Source organism: Ruegeria sp. CJ2, assembly GCF_056536745.1.
The window spans coordinates 190,868-205,552 of the sequence record NZ_JBQFQF010000009.1 but is presented as its reverse complement, the minus strand read 5'-3'; the positions used below and the strand labels follow the sequence as shown (position 1 = coordinate 205,552).

The 14,685-nt window shown below is 60.9% G+C and carries 13 protein-coding genes; 3 read left to right on the top strand and 10 right to left on the bottom strand.

Going from position 1 to position 14,685, the window contains the following annotated elements; genetic code table 11:
* Positions 1-13 precede the first annotated feature (13 nt).
* Complete coding sequence (locus ACR0MS_RS14730) at positions 14-1,360, bottom strand: cytochrome-c peroxidase (protein ID WP_480592750.1); 1,347 nt, start codon at positions 1,358-1,360, stop codon at positions 14-16.
* Between ACR0MS_RS14730 and ACR0MS_RS14725 the strand changes: the two genes are divergently transcribed.
* Positions 1,298-1,768, top strand: coding sequence for a tetratricopeptide repeat protein (locus ACR0MS_RS14725; RefSeq protein ID WP_480574683.1), 471 nt, complete (start codon positions 1,298-1,300; stop codon positions 1,766-1,768). The two genes, ACR0MS_RS14730 and ACR0MS_RS14725, sit on opposite strands and share 63 nt — an antisense overlap.
* A 31-nt stretch (positions 1,769-1,799) precedes the next feature.
* Here ACR0MS_RS14725 and ACR0MS_RS14720 read toward each other — a convergent pair whose 3' ends face one another.
* Genes ACR0MS_RS14720 through ACR0MS_RS14695 form a run of 6 tightly spaced genes read right to left on the bottom strand, consistent with a single transcriptional unit; the run spans position 1,800 to position 7,377 of the window.
* The gene (locus ACR0MS_RS14720) at positions 1,800-2,861 is read right to left on the bottom strand and encodes a TRAP transporter substrate-binding protein (protein WP_480574679.1); all 1,062 of its coding nucleotides are present in this window, start codon (positions 2,859-2,861) and stop codon (positions 1,800-1,802) included.
* 25 nt (positions 2,862-2,886) lie between these two features.
* Positions 2,887-4,176, bottom strand: a complete 1,290-nt coding sequence (locus ACR0MS_RS14715) for a TRAP transporter large permease (RefSeq protein ID WP_170485843.1) — start codon at positions 4,174-4,176, stop codon at positions 2,887-2,889.
* Positions 4,177-4,764, bottom strand: a complete 588-nt coding sequence (locus ACR0MS_RS14710) for a TRAP transporter small permease (RefSeq protein ID WP_480574674.1) — start codon at positions 4,762-4,764, stop codon at positions 4,177-4,179.
* Between the two features lie 53 nt (positions 4,765-4,817).
* Positions 4,818-5,333 carry a flavin reductase family protein gene (locus ACR0MS_RS14705; protein ID WP_480574732.1) on the bottom strand — a complete coding sequence of 172 codons (516 nt, stop codon included), beginning with the start codon at positions 5,331-5,333 and terminating at the stop codon, positions 4,818-4,820.
* Entirely contained in the window at positions 5,333-6,223 is an 891-nt protein-coding gene (locus ACR0MS_RS14700; RefSeq protein WP_480574671.1) for an aldo/keto reductase, read from the bottom strand. The genes ACR0MS_RS14705 and ACR0MS_RS14700 overlap by 1 nt, the downstream gene beginning before the upstream one ends.
* A complete protein-coding gene (locus ACR0MS_RS14695; protein WP_480574668.1) occupies positions 6,223-7,377 on the bottom strand; it encodes an LLM class flavin-dependent oxidoreductase in 1,155 nt (384 codons plus the stop codon). Before ACR0MS_RS14695 ends, ACR0MS_RS14700 begins: the two co-directional genes overlap by 1 nt.
* Before the next feature lie 107 nt (positions 7,378-7,484).
* On the opposite strand from ACR0MS_RS14695, the gene ACR0MS_RS14690 reads away from it, so the two are divergent.
* Together ACR0MS_RS14690 and ACR0MS_RS14685 are read left to right on the top strand one after the other, a co-directional pair.
* Positions 7,485-8,195, top strand: coding sequence for a GntR family transcriptional regulator (locus ACR0MS_RS14690; protein WP_480574665.1), 711 nt, complete (start codon positions 7,485-7,487; stop codon positions 8,193-8,195).
* 12 nt (positions 8,196-8,207) lie between these two features.
* Positions 8,208-9,299: a Gfo/Idh/MocA family protein gene (locus tag ACR0MS_RS14685; protein WP_480574661.1), complete on the top strand. Its 1,092-nt coding sequence runs from the start codon at positions 8,208-8,210 to the stop codon at positions 9,297-9,299.
* Between the two features lie 2 nt (positions 9,300-9,301).
* On the opposite strand, the gene ACR0MS_RS14680 is transcribed toward ACR0MS_RS14685, so the two are convergent.
* From ACR0MS_RS14680 to nirB, 3 genes are read right to left on the bottom strand one after another with little or no spacing between them, the layout of a single operon-like run.
* Positions 9,302-11,926, bottom strand: coding sequence for a molybdopterin-dependent oxidoreductase (locus ACR0MS_RS14680; protein WP_480574658.1), 2,625 nt, complete (start codon positions 11,924-11,926; stop codon positions 9,302-9,304).
* Entirely contained in the window at positions 11,923-12,255 is a 333-nt protein-coding gene (nirD, locus tag ACR0MS_RS14675) for a nitrite reductase small subunit NirD (protein WP_480574655.1), read from the bottom strand. Before nirD ends, ACR0MS_RS14680 begins: the two co-directional genes overlap by 4 nt.
* Positions 12,252-14,684: a nitrite reductase large subunit NirB gene (gene nirB / locus ACR0MS_RS14670; RefSeq protein ID WP_480574652.1), complete on the bottom strand. Its 2,433-nt coding sequence runs from the start codon at positions 14,682-14,684 to the stop codon at positions 12,252-12,254. Before nirB ends, nirD begins: the two co-directional genes overlap by 4 nt.
* Between the last annotated feature and the right edge of the window lies 1 nt (position 14,685).

Below are 14,685 nucleotides of genomic sequence, written 5' to 3'. Positions count from 1 at the left end.
TGCGGGGTTTTTCTTAGGGTTGGAAACTGTTGGGTACGCCGAACGGCGGCGTGTCAACGCTCGTCCCCGTCAGCGCATTCAGAAACGCCACGAGGTTTTGGATGTCCGCGTCTGACAGCGTGAGCGGCGGGATGTCAGTCTTGCTGCGCTGACGTTCCATTTCCAATCGGTCATCCCAAACCACGAAATCGGCTTTGTGCAGCCAGGGAACCTCGGGCAAAGCCGCCATGTCACGAGTCCATTGTGACAGGCTGCGTTCCGGGTCCAGATGATGGCGGATCATGCTGTCGAGATCGGGGAAGGCCCCGTTATGTCCATAAGGCGCGGTCAAAGCCACATTGCGCAGCATCGGCGTGCGAAAGCGATAGGCGTCCTCCAGCCGGTCGCTTTCCCCCATGCGCCCAACGTCGCGCACATAGGGGTCCCATTGCCGGGTGCGGCCCGGACCAAAGGGCGGCAAGGCCAGCGCGTGGAATTTCTGATCTGACATCAACGGACCGGAATGGCAGGTGGAACATTGGGCTTTGCCATAGAACAAGTCCATCCCGTCCTTTTGGGCAGGTGTCAGGGCGTTGGCGTCGCCCGCAAGATAGTGATCGAACGGGCTGTCCGTGCTGCGCCACTCAACGGCCATGAACGCCGCCAGCGCGTTGGCGATCTGAGTGATCGTGATGTCCTCGGTCGTGTTGACCTCATCAAAGGCGGCAACCATCGCAGGGCCATAGCGCGGATCGGCGCGCACCCGTTTGGCCAGTATCGGCCAGCCCAGATCAATCCGGTCGGCCACGGCACCGGTCACCTGATTTTCGCCGACATTTCCCGCCATTTCGAATTGCGAGGTCAGCGGGAACAGCGCCTGTGCCGCCAACAGTGAATTCAGACCCTCTGGCAACCATTCCTGCGCGGGTGAGTTAAACCCGTTGCCGTAAACGTCCGAGATACTCAGACGGCCATCGTGGAAGACCGTGTGAATGTCCTTGGCCCCAAGGTTCCAGAGACCGGGCGAGTTACGCGGAATGCGCTTGCGGATTTTATTCGCTCCGATACCCGGTGTGCGCTCCGGTCCCAGCCCCTGTCCGCCTTCTCCAATCCCAAGCGACAGCCCGTCGGAGGTGCCGAAATCCGGGTGGTGGCAATGGGCGCAGGCGATGTTCTGATTGCCCGACAGGATAGGGTCGTAAAACAGTTGATGACCGATGGCAGCCTGTTCCATATCAAAGAGGATAAAGTCATCATCGGTCAGCGGGCGCGGTAAATCCTGAGCCGCAGCCGCTCCGACGAAAAGGAAGAAAACCCCATGCGCCAGCTTGTATTTGCCCTTTGCCTTTTTGCGACCCCGGCGCTGGCCGAGTTGGAGCAAGCGCGCGACATGATGGAGGCGGGCGAATTTGAGGCCGCGCGCGAGGAACTGCTGCCAGCCGCGCGATCTGGCAATGCCGAGGCCGAGGAGTTGATCGGCGTCATGTACGGCCTTGGGCTGGGGGTCGAACAGGATTACGAACGCGCGTTTGAATGGTATCTGCGCGCCTCGATGAAGGGGCATCCGGGGGCGCAATCGGGTGTCGGCTGGTATTATGAGCTGGGTCTGGGCATGCCCGCGCCTGACCTTGTTCGGGCGTATATGTGGTACACGCTCAGCGCGATTGGCGGTGATCCCGATGCGGCGATCAGCCTTGAGGAAGTGGTCAAGAAAATGTCGCCGGAGCAAATCGAAAGGGCGCATGTTCTGGTGAATGACTACAAAGGGTGGATGTACCCGTTTCGGTAAGGGCCGGACGCCAACGCCCGGCCCTGTTCGCTTAGTTCAGATCCGCATCGCGAGAGGCGTTGATATCTGCCTCAGCCTCGGCAACCGCTTCGGTCAGCGCATTGAACACCTCGTCCCCGCGGCCCACATTGGTCTGGAACCACTCGTAAACGGGCGTTGCGGCCTCTTTGAATGCTGCCTTCTGATCGGGGGTAGGAACGTAGAGGTCACCGCCACCGGCGACGAAATCTTCATACGCCTGGATCGACTTGCGCTTGGGCGAGGCAAAAGTGGCCTGTTGCAGCGCGTAGAATCCGTCGACCACCACGCGGCGCAGGTCTTCGGGCATCTCCTGGAACTTGGCGTTGTTCATCCACCACAGCGCACCCATGTACGCGTGGCCGTCCAGCGTGACATATTGCAGGCCCGCATCGGGGAATTTCATGCCCATGATGTCGGTGATACCGTTCTTGGAGCCTTCAACCACGCCGGTCTGGAAGCTGGTGAACAGTTCCGGCCACGGGATCGGGGTGGGTGATGCGCCCAACGCCTTGACCAGTTCTTGCGGCAGATCGGCGACCACGGTGCGGATTTTCAGACCTTCCATATCGGCAGGTTCGGCGATGCGACGCTGCGTGTTGGCAAAGTTGCGCCAGCCGCCGGTGTTGCCGATGGTCATCAGACGGATCGCGCCGCCGGAATCCTCAAGGGCCATGTCGCGCATCTTGCGTGTGAAATCGCCGGACAGCACGTGTTCGGCCACGCGGTCATCCGCCATCAGGTAAGGCAGGTCCAGAACCTGAACATAGGGGAAAATGCCCGAGGCCCCGCCCGAGGTTGAGATGTAGATGTCGATGGTTCCATCTGCCACGCCCTGCAGACATTCGGCCCCGTTCGAGCACAATTGCGTGCCGATGAACAACTCGACCTCAATCGCGCCGTTCGATGCGGCCTCGACATAGTTCTTGAAGACGATCAGACCGTCATAGTCTTCGTCGTTTTCATTCGAGTTCGCGGTGGCGCGCAGGGTGTAATCTGCGGCGGTGGCGGCAAGAGCGGATGCGGCCAGCACCCAGGTGGCCACCGCAGCGGTTTTGATAAAGTCTCTGAGCATTCGTTTCCTCCCTGTGATACTCAGTTCAATTTGCAAATCCCGTTATCCTCGGGATCGTCATGGATAGTGCGGGGACATAGGTGATCAGGAAGATCACTATGATTTCAACAGCCAGAAACGGCAGGATCGCCTTGGCAATGGTCTCGACCTTTTCGCGCGATACAGCGGCGGCCACGAACAGCACCAGCCCCATGGGTGGCGTGGCAAGGCCGACGGTCAGGTTGACGCTCATGATAATGGCAAAGTGGATAGGGTCCACGCCAAGGCTGGTGAAGATTGGCGCAAGGATGGGGCCAAGGATGATGATTGCAGGGCCTGCATCCAGAAACATGCCGACGACGAACAGCAGCAGGTTGATCAGGAACAGCAGGATCAGCGGGTTTTCTGACAGGCCAAGGATCAGCGCTGCCAGTTGTTCCGGCGCGTGGCTGAGGCTGACCACGGTCTTGAACGCCATCGCCGCGCCCACCAGCAGCAAGACGACCGCCGAGGTCAGTCCTGCATTGCTGAGGATTTCGGGCACCTCTTTTAAGGTCAGCGTGCGCAGGACGAAGAAGCCGATGATGAAGGCGTAACCCACAGCGACTGCTGCAGCCTCGGTCGGGGTGAAGATACCACCAAGGATACCCCCCAGAATGATCACGGGTGTCAGCAGCGGGAAGAACGCCTTGAGGCTGGCCTGACGACGCTCGGGCCACGTGTATTTTCGGCTGGCGACGGGGAAGTCGTATTTGTCGGCCATGACCTTGATCATCAGCATCAGACCCACGCCGACCATTACGCCGGGCACGATACCCGCGAGGAACAGGGCGGCCACGCTTTCACCCATGACGTAGGCGTAAATGATCATGATGCCCGAGGGCGGAATGATCGGCCCGATCACCGAACTGGCCGCCGTGATCGCGGCGGCGAATTTGCGGGTATAGCCCTGTTTTTCCATCGCCGGGATCAACATCGACCCCAGCGCCGAAGTGTCGGCAACTGCCGAGCCTGACAGACCGGCGAAAAGGATCGAACTCAGGACATTCACATGGGCCAGGCCGCCCCGGAAGTGACCCATCAACGCCTGAGAGAACTCGACCAGACGGATGGTGATGCCGCCGCGGTTCATCAGTTCTCCGGCCAGCATGAAAAAGGGGATCGCCATCAGCGGGAAGCTGTCCATGCCGTTATAGACATTCCGGTACAGCAGAGTGATGTCGTTGGTCTGCCCGTTCAGCCACAGCAAAATGCCGGGCGCGGCCAAAAGCGCGAAAAAGACCGGCAGGCCGATCATCAGGAAAATCAGGAAGGTGGGCAGGAACCAGATCAGCATTTACTCAGCCCCCACCGGCGCGTCTGCGATTTTGGGCAGCAGGTCTTCGCCTCCCATCAAAGTCACGATGGCCCGCAGGATCAGCTCGATATTCACCGCGATCAGCAGGATCACCCCAACCAGCAGCGAGGCCATCATCCAGCTACGCGGGACCCGGTACCATTCGTCGAACCCGAAGGAGGTGGGGATATACAGCGCGGCCGTCGCGAACTTGCCGCCAAATCCGGTCACCTCGGACCAGCCGATATTGACCGCGACCAGCAGAACGGCCAGCGAGACGATCAGCAAAAACAAGGTCAGCAACTGCCCCAGCACACGCGGCAGCATCATGGGCACCATGTCGATTGCCACGAACCCGCCGCGCCGGAACGCGGTGGGGGCCATCAGGCCGGTCATCCACAACATACAGAACCGCGCGGCCTCATCCGGCCAGGGCAGGGCATTGCCCAGAACATATCGGAAGAACACCTGAATCAGGATTGCGATCACCATCAATGCAATCGCAACGACGCCAACGGCGCGGCCAAAACGCAGCACGGTTTCGTTCACGAATGCAATCGGTGCAAGCACCGACGCCAGTCCGCCCATGCGGATCCTCCCTTGTGCAGCCGCAGGTTTGCCCTGCGGTCGTCAGATCGCGCTTAGTGCTGCGCGAATTGGCCGAGTTTCCCGGCATAGAAGGTCAGCGCGTCTCCATCCGCCATGCTGACCTTGAGAACTTTGCCCACGACGATCACGTGGTCGCCTGCGTCGTGATAGGCGTGCTGTTCACATTCAAACCGCGCCAGACAGTCCGGCAGCAGCGGTGTGCCGTTGCCGCAGCGGTCGTGATCAATGTCGCGCAGTGCAAACGCGTCTTTCGAGCACCCGAAACATAGCTCGGCCTGTTCCGACGATAGCACGTGCACGCTGAAATGGCGCGCCTTGTGGAAATAGGGGAACCGGCGCGAGTTGCGGTCACCGGCCCACATGATCAGGGGCGGGTCCAGCGACAGGGACGAAAAGCTGTTCGCCGTGATGCAGACGGGGCCGTCATCGCTGTTGCAGGTGACGATCGTGACACCTGTGGCGAACCGTCCAAAGGCGTCGCGCAAAGTGCGGGTGTCGTCCTTATGCGGGACGAATGTGTGGGTCATGTCCTTTGAGATTGCATTCATCATGGTACCTCATGCCCCAGCGCCGCCTCGTACAGGCGGAACCAGCTTTCGCGATCCAGATTGACTTTCAATGCGTCCGAGATGGTCTTGATCCGTGATAAGTTGTTGGTGCCCATCACCGGAAGGATGCCTGCCGGGTGCGCCAACAGGAACGCAACGGCGACCGCCGCGCGGTCCACGCCGAATTCAGCAGCGATCTCATCCGCGACCACGCCAACGGGCGGGTTTCCGGCCATCAGCAGCCCGCCTCCCAGCGGCGACCACGCCATCACGGGCTGACCATGCTGCTGGTGAAAGGCCAGATCACCATTGGTAAAGGGGCTGATCCGACCCAAAGAAATCTCGATCTGGTTGGTGACCAGAGGTGTCTTCATCGCCGATTGCAACAGGGTCCAGTCCCAAGGTCGGAAATTAGACACACCAACCGCGCGAACCTTGCCGCTGGCCACCACTTCATCCAGCGCGGCGCCGGTTTCGTGATGGTCCATGAACGGGTCAGGTCGGTGGATCAGCAGCAGGTCGATATGGTCGATCGCCATCTCGGTCAGAGAAGTCTCGACCGACTTCAGAATATGGGCGCGTGAGGTGTCATAGTATTTGACCTTCGCGTCCGAATAGCGTCCGACCGGTGCCACGATATCGCATTTGGTGACGATCTCCATCTTCGCACGCAGCGCAGGATTTGCGCGCAAGGCATTGCCCAGCACCGCTTCGGCCCCGTAATCGCCATAGATATCGGCCTGATCGAAACTGGTGATACCCTGATCCAGACAGGCTTGAATCTTGGCCTCGACATGCGCTGCTGACGTGTCGCTGTCGTCGCCCAGCCGCCACATACCGTAGACAAGGCGGCTCATTTCCAGCGTGTCGGATAGTTTTACACGTTGCATCAGCGACGAACTCCGTTGCCCAGCGGGGTGGCCGGGGTCATTGCAGGCACGCGCCCATAGGCTTCGGGCAGCGAGCAGGTTTTCAAGTTGGGCATGACACGGGCACCAAAGTGCTTTGCCTCATCCATGTGGGGATAGCCCGAGAAGATGAAGGCGCGGATGCCCATCTTTTGGTATTCCTCGATCTTGGACATGACCTGATCAGTTGACCCGACCAAAGCCGCGCCGCAGCCGGACCGCGCGCGGCCAACACCTGTCCACAGGCCCGGTTCCACATAGCCATATTCATCCGCCAGATCGCGGTTCTTGGCCTGATGCGCCACGCCCAGAGAGGTCGAATCCAGCGCCCGTTCCCGGATTGCACGACCGTATTCGTCATCCAGCTTCGAGACGATGTAGTCCGCATATTCCTGCGCTTCAGCCTCGGTATCGCGGACGATCATATGCACGCGCAGACCGTAATCCAGCGTGCGGTTGTAGTTCTCGGCCACCGCGTGGACGGCCTTCATCCGCTCGGCCAGTTGATCCTCGGTTTCGGGCCACATCAGGTAGACGTCGCAATGCTCGCCACACAGGTCCAGCGCCGAGGGAGAATAACCTCCGAAATACAGCAGCGGACCGCCGGTTTGGTAAGGCTTGGCCGGATCAGTGGTCAGGCCCGAGAAATTGTAAACCTCACCCGCGTGGTTGATTTCATCCTGTGTCCACGCCTGTTTCAGAATCTCGACCACCTCGCGGGACCGCTGATAGCGGAACGCGCTGTCGGCCTTTTCGCCGGGGAAATCGGACGAGATGATATTCACCGTCAGCCGCCCCTGCAGCATGTGATCCAGCGTGGCGATAGTACGCGCCAGCATGATAGGCTGCATCTCGCCACAGCGCACGGCGGCCAGAAGGTTGATCTTTTCGGTGATTGGCGCGCAACCCGCCACAAAACTCAGCGTGTCCTGACCGACCTGATAGGAAGACGGGCAAAGGATGTTGCGGAACCCTTGCGCCTCGGCCTCGCGGACGATGCCGGAACAGTGCTCCCAACTTGACCGCAGGTCGCCATCCGGGACACCCAGAAACTGATAATCGTCCGAACACAGCGCGGCGAACCACGATACCTCGGCCGCATCCAGATCGGGGGATGTGATGGGGACGATGGTCATTTGATTCGTTCTCCGGGCATCTTTTGACTTTCCTCTTGCGTAGCAATCACATTGATGTAGATCAATAGTGTATCAATTTTTTCCGCGACTCGGTGAAGCACCCGAAAATGACCACCAACTCCCGAAACCCCAACGCGCTGCCGATCTATGTGCAGATCGCCGAGCTTTTGATCCGCGATATCGCTGCGGGCCGCTTGATTGATGGTGAGCGCTTGCCGCCCGAGCGCGAGATGGCCACGAACCTGAATGTCTCGGTCGGGACGTTGCGAAAATCGCTGGCGGAGCTTGAGAAAAAAGGGATGTTGGAGCGTATCCAGGGCTCGGGCAACTACATACGCGAGACCGGGACGCAGAACAGCGTCTATGCGATGTTCCGGCTGGAACTGCCCCAAGGCGGGGGTCTGCCGCGCGCCAATATCCTGTCGGTGGACCATCTGGAAAAGCCCTCTGATCTGCCAGAATTCGGTACGTCGACCAAGGGGTCGCGGGTGCGCCGGATGCGCTATTTGAATGACACAATCATCGCGGTCGAGGAAATCTGGCTGGACGATTCGGCGGGACAGATCAATCAGACGCTGCTGTCGGATTCGCTCTATCGCTATTACCAGCAGCAGCTTGGGTTCTGGATCACACGGGCCGAGGATCGGGTTTCGGTCCGTGCGCTGCCTGACTGGACGCCTGAGACCTTTACAAAACCCGCTGGCGAAACGGCTGGCTATATCGAGCGGTTCAGTTGGTCCGAAGGGTCAGAACCGGTCGAGTTTTCAAAAACGTGGTTCGACCCGGATCGGGCCACCTATGTCCAACGTCTGAAGTAGAAGGAAACGCGCATGACCCGGACCATCCATTACGGGCTGATCGGATGCGGCATGATGGGGCAAGAGCACCTGCACAATATTGCTCTGCTAGAGGACACGCAGGTATCGGCGATCTTTGAGCCTGACGCGGCAATGGCCAACGCTGCACAAGCGATTGCTCCCGATGCGCAGATGGTGGGCTCGGTTGAGGATCTGCTGGCCGTGGATGATCTGGATTGCATCGTGATCGCCAGCCCCAACCATTTGCATGTGGACCAGATCGAACAGATCGCGCGGGCACGGCCGTTGCCTCTGCTGGTCGAAAAGCCTCTGTTCACCGACCCGTCGGATGCCGCGCGGCTTGACGCCATCCAGCGCGATTACCCCCATCCGATCTGGGTCGCGATGGAGTATCGTTACATGCCCCCCATCGCAGCCCTGATTGACGAGGCACAGGTGACGGGCGGCGTTAAAATGCTGACCATCAAAGAACACCGCTTTCCCTTTCTGGAAAAGGTCGGCAACTGGAATCGCTTCAACCGCAATACAGGCGGAACCTTTGTCGAGAAATGCTGTCACTTCTTCGACCTCATGCGTCTTATCCTGCAATCGGACCCGGTGCGCGTGACGGCCAGCGGGGGGCAAGCCGTCAATCATCTGGACGAGGCTTACGAGGGCGAAACGCCTGACATTCTGGACCACGGCTATGTCATGGTCGATTTCGCCTCAGGCGCGCGAGCAATGCTGGAGCTGTGCATGTTCGCCGAAGGCGCGCGGTATCAGGAAGAAATCTCAGCCGTCGGTCCTGACGCCAAGATCGAGGCGCTGGTGCCCGGACCGGGCCGTTTCTGGCCCGAGCATCTGGGTGATGCGCCGGTGCCGCAACTGATCGTCAGCCCGCGCGCACCCAAGGGGCCGGTCGCCAAGGATATCCCTGTTGATCCGCGCCTTCTGGCGGCGGGTGATCATAACGGGTCCACCTTCTACCAGCATCAGGGGTTTCTATCCGTATTGCGCGGTGAGAAGCCCGCCCCCGAGGTGACCTTGCAGGACGGGATGTGGGCCGTGCGCATGGGGCTGGCCGCGCAGCAGGCGTTGGAGACTGGTGAGGCTGTTCGGTTTTAGGGTTATTGGGCGGCCTCTTTCTGATGTGCCGACGCGAGCAGGCTTGCTAGTTCCGGACGGCATGATCCGCAATTGGTTCCGGCCTGCAGCGCGTTGCCGATGGCGTCGACGCTCATCAGTCCTTTGGTTTCGATCGCGGTGAGGATGGTGTTCACGCCGACATCGAAACAGGAACACAGAACCGGACCGGGGTCGGGCCGGTCCGCGGGTGCGCGGCCGGACAACAGGTCGGGGACCTGCGGCAGCGTTGCCAGATAGTCGCGCATCACGGCCACCGGTTCAGGTGCGATGAACAAAGCCGCCACCAGACGCCCGTTTTCATGAAACGCAAGTCTCGCCAAACCACGTGCCGGATCCTCAAGCAGAGTGACGTCGTCGTCAGGCAGCCCAAACAGGTTGCGCGCGGCAGTTTGCCAGTCGCTGACGCCCTTCAACCCTGCCAATTCCGCGCGGTAACCGGATTTTGTGGGTGTTTGCGCCCAGTAGTCGCAATGGGGCGTCATCTCTCGGTCCGACACCGCAAACCCATACCATTTGGCATTGAACCGGGAGACGCTGACCACGGACGCCTTGCTTTCAGGTTGCCCCGAAACAGGGTCTGTCGCTGCGGCAACCACCGCGTCGATACGGGCGGAGGGTGCGGTTTCTCCGGTCCAGTGGATTGGCGCGAACACCTGACCTCGGGTGACATCGCTTGTGATCCGCGCGCGCAGGATGGATGTTCCATGTGGGCTGGTGACCTCAACCAGATCGGCGGACACAATGCCCTTGTCGCGCGCGTCCTCGGGGTGGATGTCCAGAAACGGTTCGGACAGGTGGGCAGACAGGCGCGCCGACAGCCCGGTGCGGGTCATCGTGTGCCACTGATCGCGCAGCCGCCCGGTGTTCAGCCAGAACGGATAGCGCGGTTCGGTCTTGGCCACCGGCGCGCGCCATGTGACCGGCAACAGCCGGGCCTTGCCGTTGGGGTGATAGAACTGCCCATCCGCAAAGAACCGCCCGCCCCGTCGTGTGGCGGTGACAGGCCAGCGTGTCGGCGTCAGTGCGTCATAGCCCGCCGCATCCAGATCGCTAAGGCCCGAGATATCGAAATCGCGCCCAAATTTGGCGGCCACACCGGACAGCGTGGCGTATTCGCGGAAAATCTCTCCGGGCGTTTGATAGTCGAAGGCGGATGTCCAGCCCATCCGCCGCCCAACCTCGGCCAGAATATCCCAATCCGCGCGGGCCTTGCCCGGCGCGGGCAGGATCGCGCGTTGGCGGCTGATCACGCGGTCGGAATTGGTGACGGTGCCGTCTTTCTCGGCCCATGCAGCGGCGGGCAGCAGCACATCGGCCATCCGCGCCGTATCGGTGCGCGCGGTGATGTCCGAGACCACGGTGAACGGGCAGGCAGTGATGGCGTCACGCACCGCGTCGGCCTCGGGCATGGACACCACGGGGTTGGTATGGATCACCCACAGCGCCTTGACGCGCCCGTCACCCACGGCGCGGAACAGGTCAACGGCCTTGAGGCCCGGGGCCTCGGGCATGGTCGGTGCCGACCAGAAATCGCGCACGGCAGCGCGGTGATCGGCGTTTTCAATATCCAGATGACAGGCGAGCATATTGGCCAGCCCCCCGACCTCGCGCCCGCCCATGGCGTTGGGCTGACCGGTGACAGACAGCGGCCCGCAGCCGGGTATGCCGATGCGCCCCGTGGCTAGATGGCAGTTCAGGATCGCGTTGACCTTGTCGCTGCCCGAACTGGATTGGTTCACGCCCTGACTGAAGATCGTCACGACCTTTTCAGTACCCATCCACATCTGACAGAACTGCGCGATATCGTCGGGGTTCAGCCCGGTGACTGAAACGTCATCACCCTGCGCGCTGTCCAGCGCCGCGTGAATGCCCGAGGTATGGGTCAGGAAATCCGTATCCACCAGCCCAGAGGCGTCAATCTGCGTCAGCAGGTGATTGAACAGCGCCACATCGCTGCCCGCCGCCAGCGGCAGGTGCAGATCGGCACTGTCACAGGACGCTGTGCGGCGCGGGTCGATCACGATGATCTTGGTGCCGCGCGCCTGCCGCGCAGCCAACAGGCGTTGATACAAAACCGGGTGACACCACGCCAGATTGGACCCGACCAGCACGACCAGATCGGCCTCGTCCAGATCCTCATAGGTTCCGGGCACGGTATCGGTGCCGAAAGCGCGTTTGTGGCCCGCAACGGTCGAGGCCATGCACAGCCGCGAATTCGTGTCGATATTGGCCGAGCCGATGAAGCCTTTCATCAGCTTGTTGGCGACATAGTAATCCTCGGTCAGTAATTGGCCCGAGACATAGAAGGCCACCGAGTCCGGCCCGTGTTCTGCGATGGTTTCACGGAACCGGTCGGCCACCCGTTGCAGCGCGTCGTCCCAAGTGGCCTGTTCGCCCGCAACCACGGGCGACAGCAGCCGTTGCGACAGACCCACCGTTTCGGCCAAAGCCGAACCCTTGGAACACAGCCGCCCTTGATTGGCCGGGTGATCCGGGTCGCCGGTGACGGTCAGGCCCCCCGCGCCATCCGGTTGCAGCAGAACACCGCAGCCCACCCCGCAATAGGGGCAGGTCGAGCGCGTGGCGCAGGCACTCAGGTCTTTCACGCGGCGCTCCTTTGCCCCAGCGAGGTGCTGTCCAGCAGGATACGCTCGCCGTCCAACTGCACCGTATACGTGGCGATCTGGCCTTCATCCGCGCCTTGTGCCTGACCCGAGTTCAGGTCGAACACCCAGTTGTGCAGCGGGCAGGTGACGGATTGCCCATGCACGATACCCTCAGAGAGCGGGCCGCCCTTGTGCGGGCAGGTGTCCGAGGCGGCAAAGACTTCGTCCTCAGCCGTGCGGAACAGGGCGATGCAGCCCACGGGCGTTTTCACCACGCGTGCGCCGCGCAGGGGGATGTCGTCGATATGTCCGATGTCGATCCAGCTCATTCTGCGGCCTCCAATGTCAGATCGGCGATGGGCGCAAAGCGTTGGGCTTCTTTGGCATGTTCTGCCCACGGGTCTTTGCGGTAGATGGACTGGCTGAGTTCAAACCGCTCGACCAGCGCGCGGCGGTTGTCGAGGTCATCCACCACGGTTTCCTTGATCCAGTCGAGGCCGACCTTCGCCATCCATTTATACAGACGGTCCAGATATTTACCGCCCTCACGATAGGCTTGGGTGACGGCCATCACGACCTCGATCGCCTCGTCCTCAGTAGGAACCTGCACCAGTAACTCGGTTTCCTTGACGTCCATGCCAGCCGCGCCGCCGATGCTGATCTGATAGCCACTGTCGACACAGACTACGCCGACATCTTTGCAGGTTGCTTCGGCACAGTTACGCGGGCAGCCCGAGACCGCCAGCTTCAGCTTGTGCGGCGTCCACGAGCCCCAGAGGATTTTCTCAAGCTTCACGCCCAGCCCGGTGCTGTCTTGTGTCCCGAACCGGCAGTGATCGGTGCCGACGCAGGTTTTCACCGTGCGCAGACCCTTGGAATAGGCGTGGCCCGAGACCAGCCCGGCCTTGTTCAGATCGGACCAGATATAGGGCAGGTCCGCGCCTTTCACGCCCAACAGGTCGATACGCTGGCCGCCGGTGACTTTGACCGTGGGAACATCGTATTTTTCGGCTGCATCTGCGATGGCGCGCAGTTCGGCCGGGTTGGTGATGCCGCCCCACATTCGGGGCACGACGCTGAACGTGCCGTCCTTCTGGATGTTGGCATGCTTGCGTTCGTTGACGAAACGGCTTTGCGGGTCGTCCTGATATTCGACCGGCCAATCAGCCAGCAGGTAGTAGTTCACCGCCGGGCGGCAGACATGGCAGCCGTTGAGTGTCTTCCAACCCAGCTCCTGCCAGACGGCTTCCTGACTTTTCAACTCTTGCGATTTGATCAGGCGGCGGACGTCTTCGTGGGTCAGGTCGCAGCAGCCGCAGATGGGTTGCGCGGTAGGCATCTGGAAGTCATCGCCCAGTGTGACCTGCAGCAGTTGTTCGACCAACCCTGTGCATGTCCCGCAGGAGGCGCTGGCCTTGGTGGTCGCGCGGATAGCGCCCAGATCGGTTGCGCCGCCTTCGATAGCGGTGGTGATATCGGATTTGCAAACGCCGTTGCAGCCACAGATTTCCGCCTCAGGCGGCAATGCTGCAACGGCTGAGAGAGGGTCCGCAGAGCCGCCCCCCTGATAGGCCGGGCCAAAGATCAGCGTCTCACGCATCTCGGACACGTCCTCAGCGTCGCGGATGAGGCCGAAGAACCAGTTGCTGTCGGCGGTGTCGCCATACATGACAGCGCCGACCAGCTTGTCGTCTTCCAAAACCAGTCGCTTGTAGACACCACGGGCCGGGTCGCGGAACACGATGTCCTCGCGGGTCTCGCCCTCGGCAAAGTCCCCGGCGCTGAACAGGTCGCAGCCGGTGACCTTCAGCTTGGTCGAGAGTGAACGCTGCTTGAACGCAGCCTCGTCACCCAGCAAGGTCTGCGCCAGCACCTTGGCCTGATCGTAAAGCGGTGCGACAAGGCCGAAAATTTCGCCTTGATGTTCGACGCATTCGCCAACGGCATAGATATCTGCGTCCGAGGTGATCATCTGATCATCCACATGGATGCCGCGCCCAACCGCCAGACCGGTTTCCTGCGCCAGCGCGATGTTCGGGCGGATGCCCACAGCCATCACCAACAGGTCACAGGGAAGCTCGGTGCCGTCGTCCAGCAACAGCGCCCTCGCCTTGCCATCCTTGCCCGCGATCTCGGTCGACTTGGCATTCAACAGGACCGTGATACCTTTTTCCTCCAGCGATTTCTTCAGCAGATAGCCTGCGGCGGGGTCAAGCTGACGCTCCATCAGATGGCCCATGATATGCACCACGGTTACGTCAGCGCCGCGCGCGGCCATGCCTGCGGCGGCCTCAAGCCCCAGCAAACCGCCGCCGATCACGACGACCTTGTTGCCTGCGCCCATACCCATCATCTGTTCGGTGTCTTCCAGATCGCGATAGGCGATCACGCCGTCCAGATCATGCCCCGGCATCGGGATCATGAAGGGGTTCGATCCTGTGCCAAAGATCAGCTTGTCATAGGGCACGTGGCCGTTCTCGCCTTCGACCACCTTCAATTCGCGGTCGATCTTGACCACTTTCTCGCCAAACCGACAAGTGATGCCCCGCTCGGCATACCAATCGTCGTCATGGGTGACGATGTCCTCGTATGTCTGATCGCCTGCCAGAACCGGGCTCAGCATGATGCGGTTGTAGTTCCCGCGCGGTTCAGCGTTGAAAAGGGTAATGTCGAACGCATCGGGGGCCGCGTCGGTCAGGTGTTCCAACACCCGGCCCGAGGCCATGCCAGCTCCGATGACAACCAGTTTCTGTTTCATG

What these genes read in the sequence shown, in the direction of transcription:
- nirD (WP_480574655.1), bottom strand. Translation starts at nt 12,255, where the DNA reads ATGAGCTGGATCGACATCGGACATATCGACGACATCCCCCTGCGCGGC.
- nirB (WP_480574652.1), bottom strand. Translation starts at nt 14,684, where the DNA reads ATGAAACAGAAACTGGTTGTCATCGGAGCTGGCATGGCCTCGGGCCGG.
- ACR0MS_RS14690 (WP_480574665.1), top strand. Translation starts at nt 7,485, where the DNA reads ATGACCACCAACTCCCGAAACCCCAACGCGCTGCCGATCTATGTGCAG.
- ACR0MS_RS14685 (WP_480574661.1), top strand. Translation starts at nt 8,208, where the DNA reads ATGACCCGGACCATCCATTACGGGCTGATCGGATGCGGCATGATGGGG.
- ACR0MS_RS14705 (WP_480574732.1), bottom strand. Translation starts at nt 5,333, where the DNA reads ATGAATGCAATCTCAAAGGACATGACCCACACATTCGTCCCGCATAAG.
- ACR0MS_RS14695 (WP_480574668.1), bottom strand. Translation starts at nt 7,377, where the DNA reads ATGACCATCGTCCCCATCACATCCCCCGATCTGGATGCGGCCGAGGTA.
- ACR0MS_RS14715 (WP_170485843.1), bottom strand. Translation starts at nt 4,176, where the DNA reads ATGCTGATCTGGTTCCTGCCCACCTTCCTGATTTTCCTGATGATCGGC.
- ACR0MS_RS14720 (WP_480574679.1), bottom strand. Translation starts at nt 2,861, where the DNA reads ATGCTCAGAGACTTTATCAAAACCGCTGCGGTGGCCACCTGGGTGCTG.
- ACR0MS_RS14725 (WP_480574683.1), top strand. Translation starts at nt 1,298, where the DNA reads ATGCGCCAGCTTGTATTTGCCCTTTGCCTTTTTGCGACCCCGGCGCTG.
- ACR0MS_RS14710 (WP_480574674.1), bottom strand. Translation starts at nt 4,764, where the DNA reads ATGGGCGGACTGGCGTCGGTGCTTGCACCGATTGCATTCGTGAACGAA.
- ACR0MS_RS14700 (WP_480574671.1), bottom strand. Translation starts at nt 6,223, where the DNA reads ATGCAACGTGTAAAACTATCCGACACGCTGGAAATGAGCCGCCTTGTC.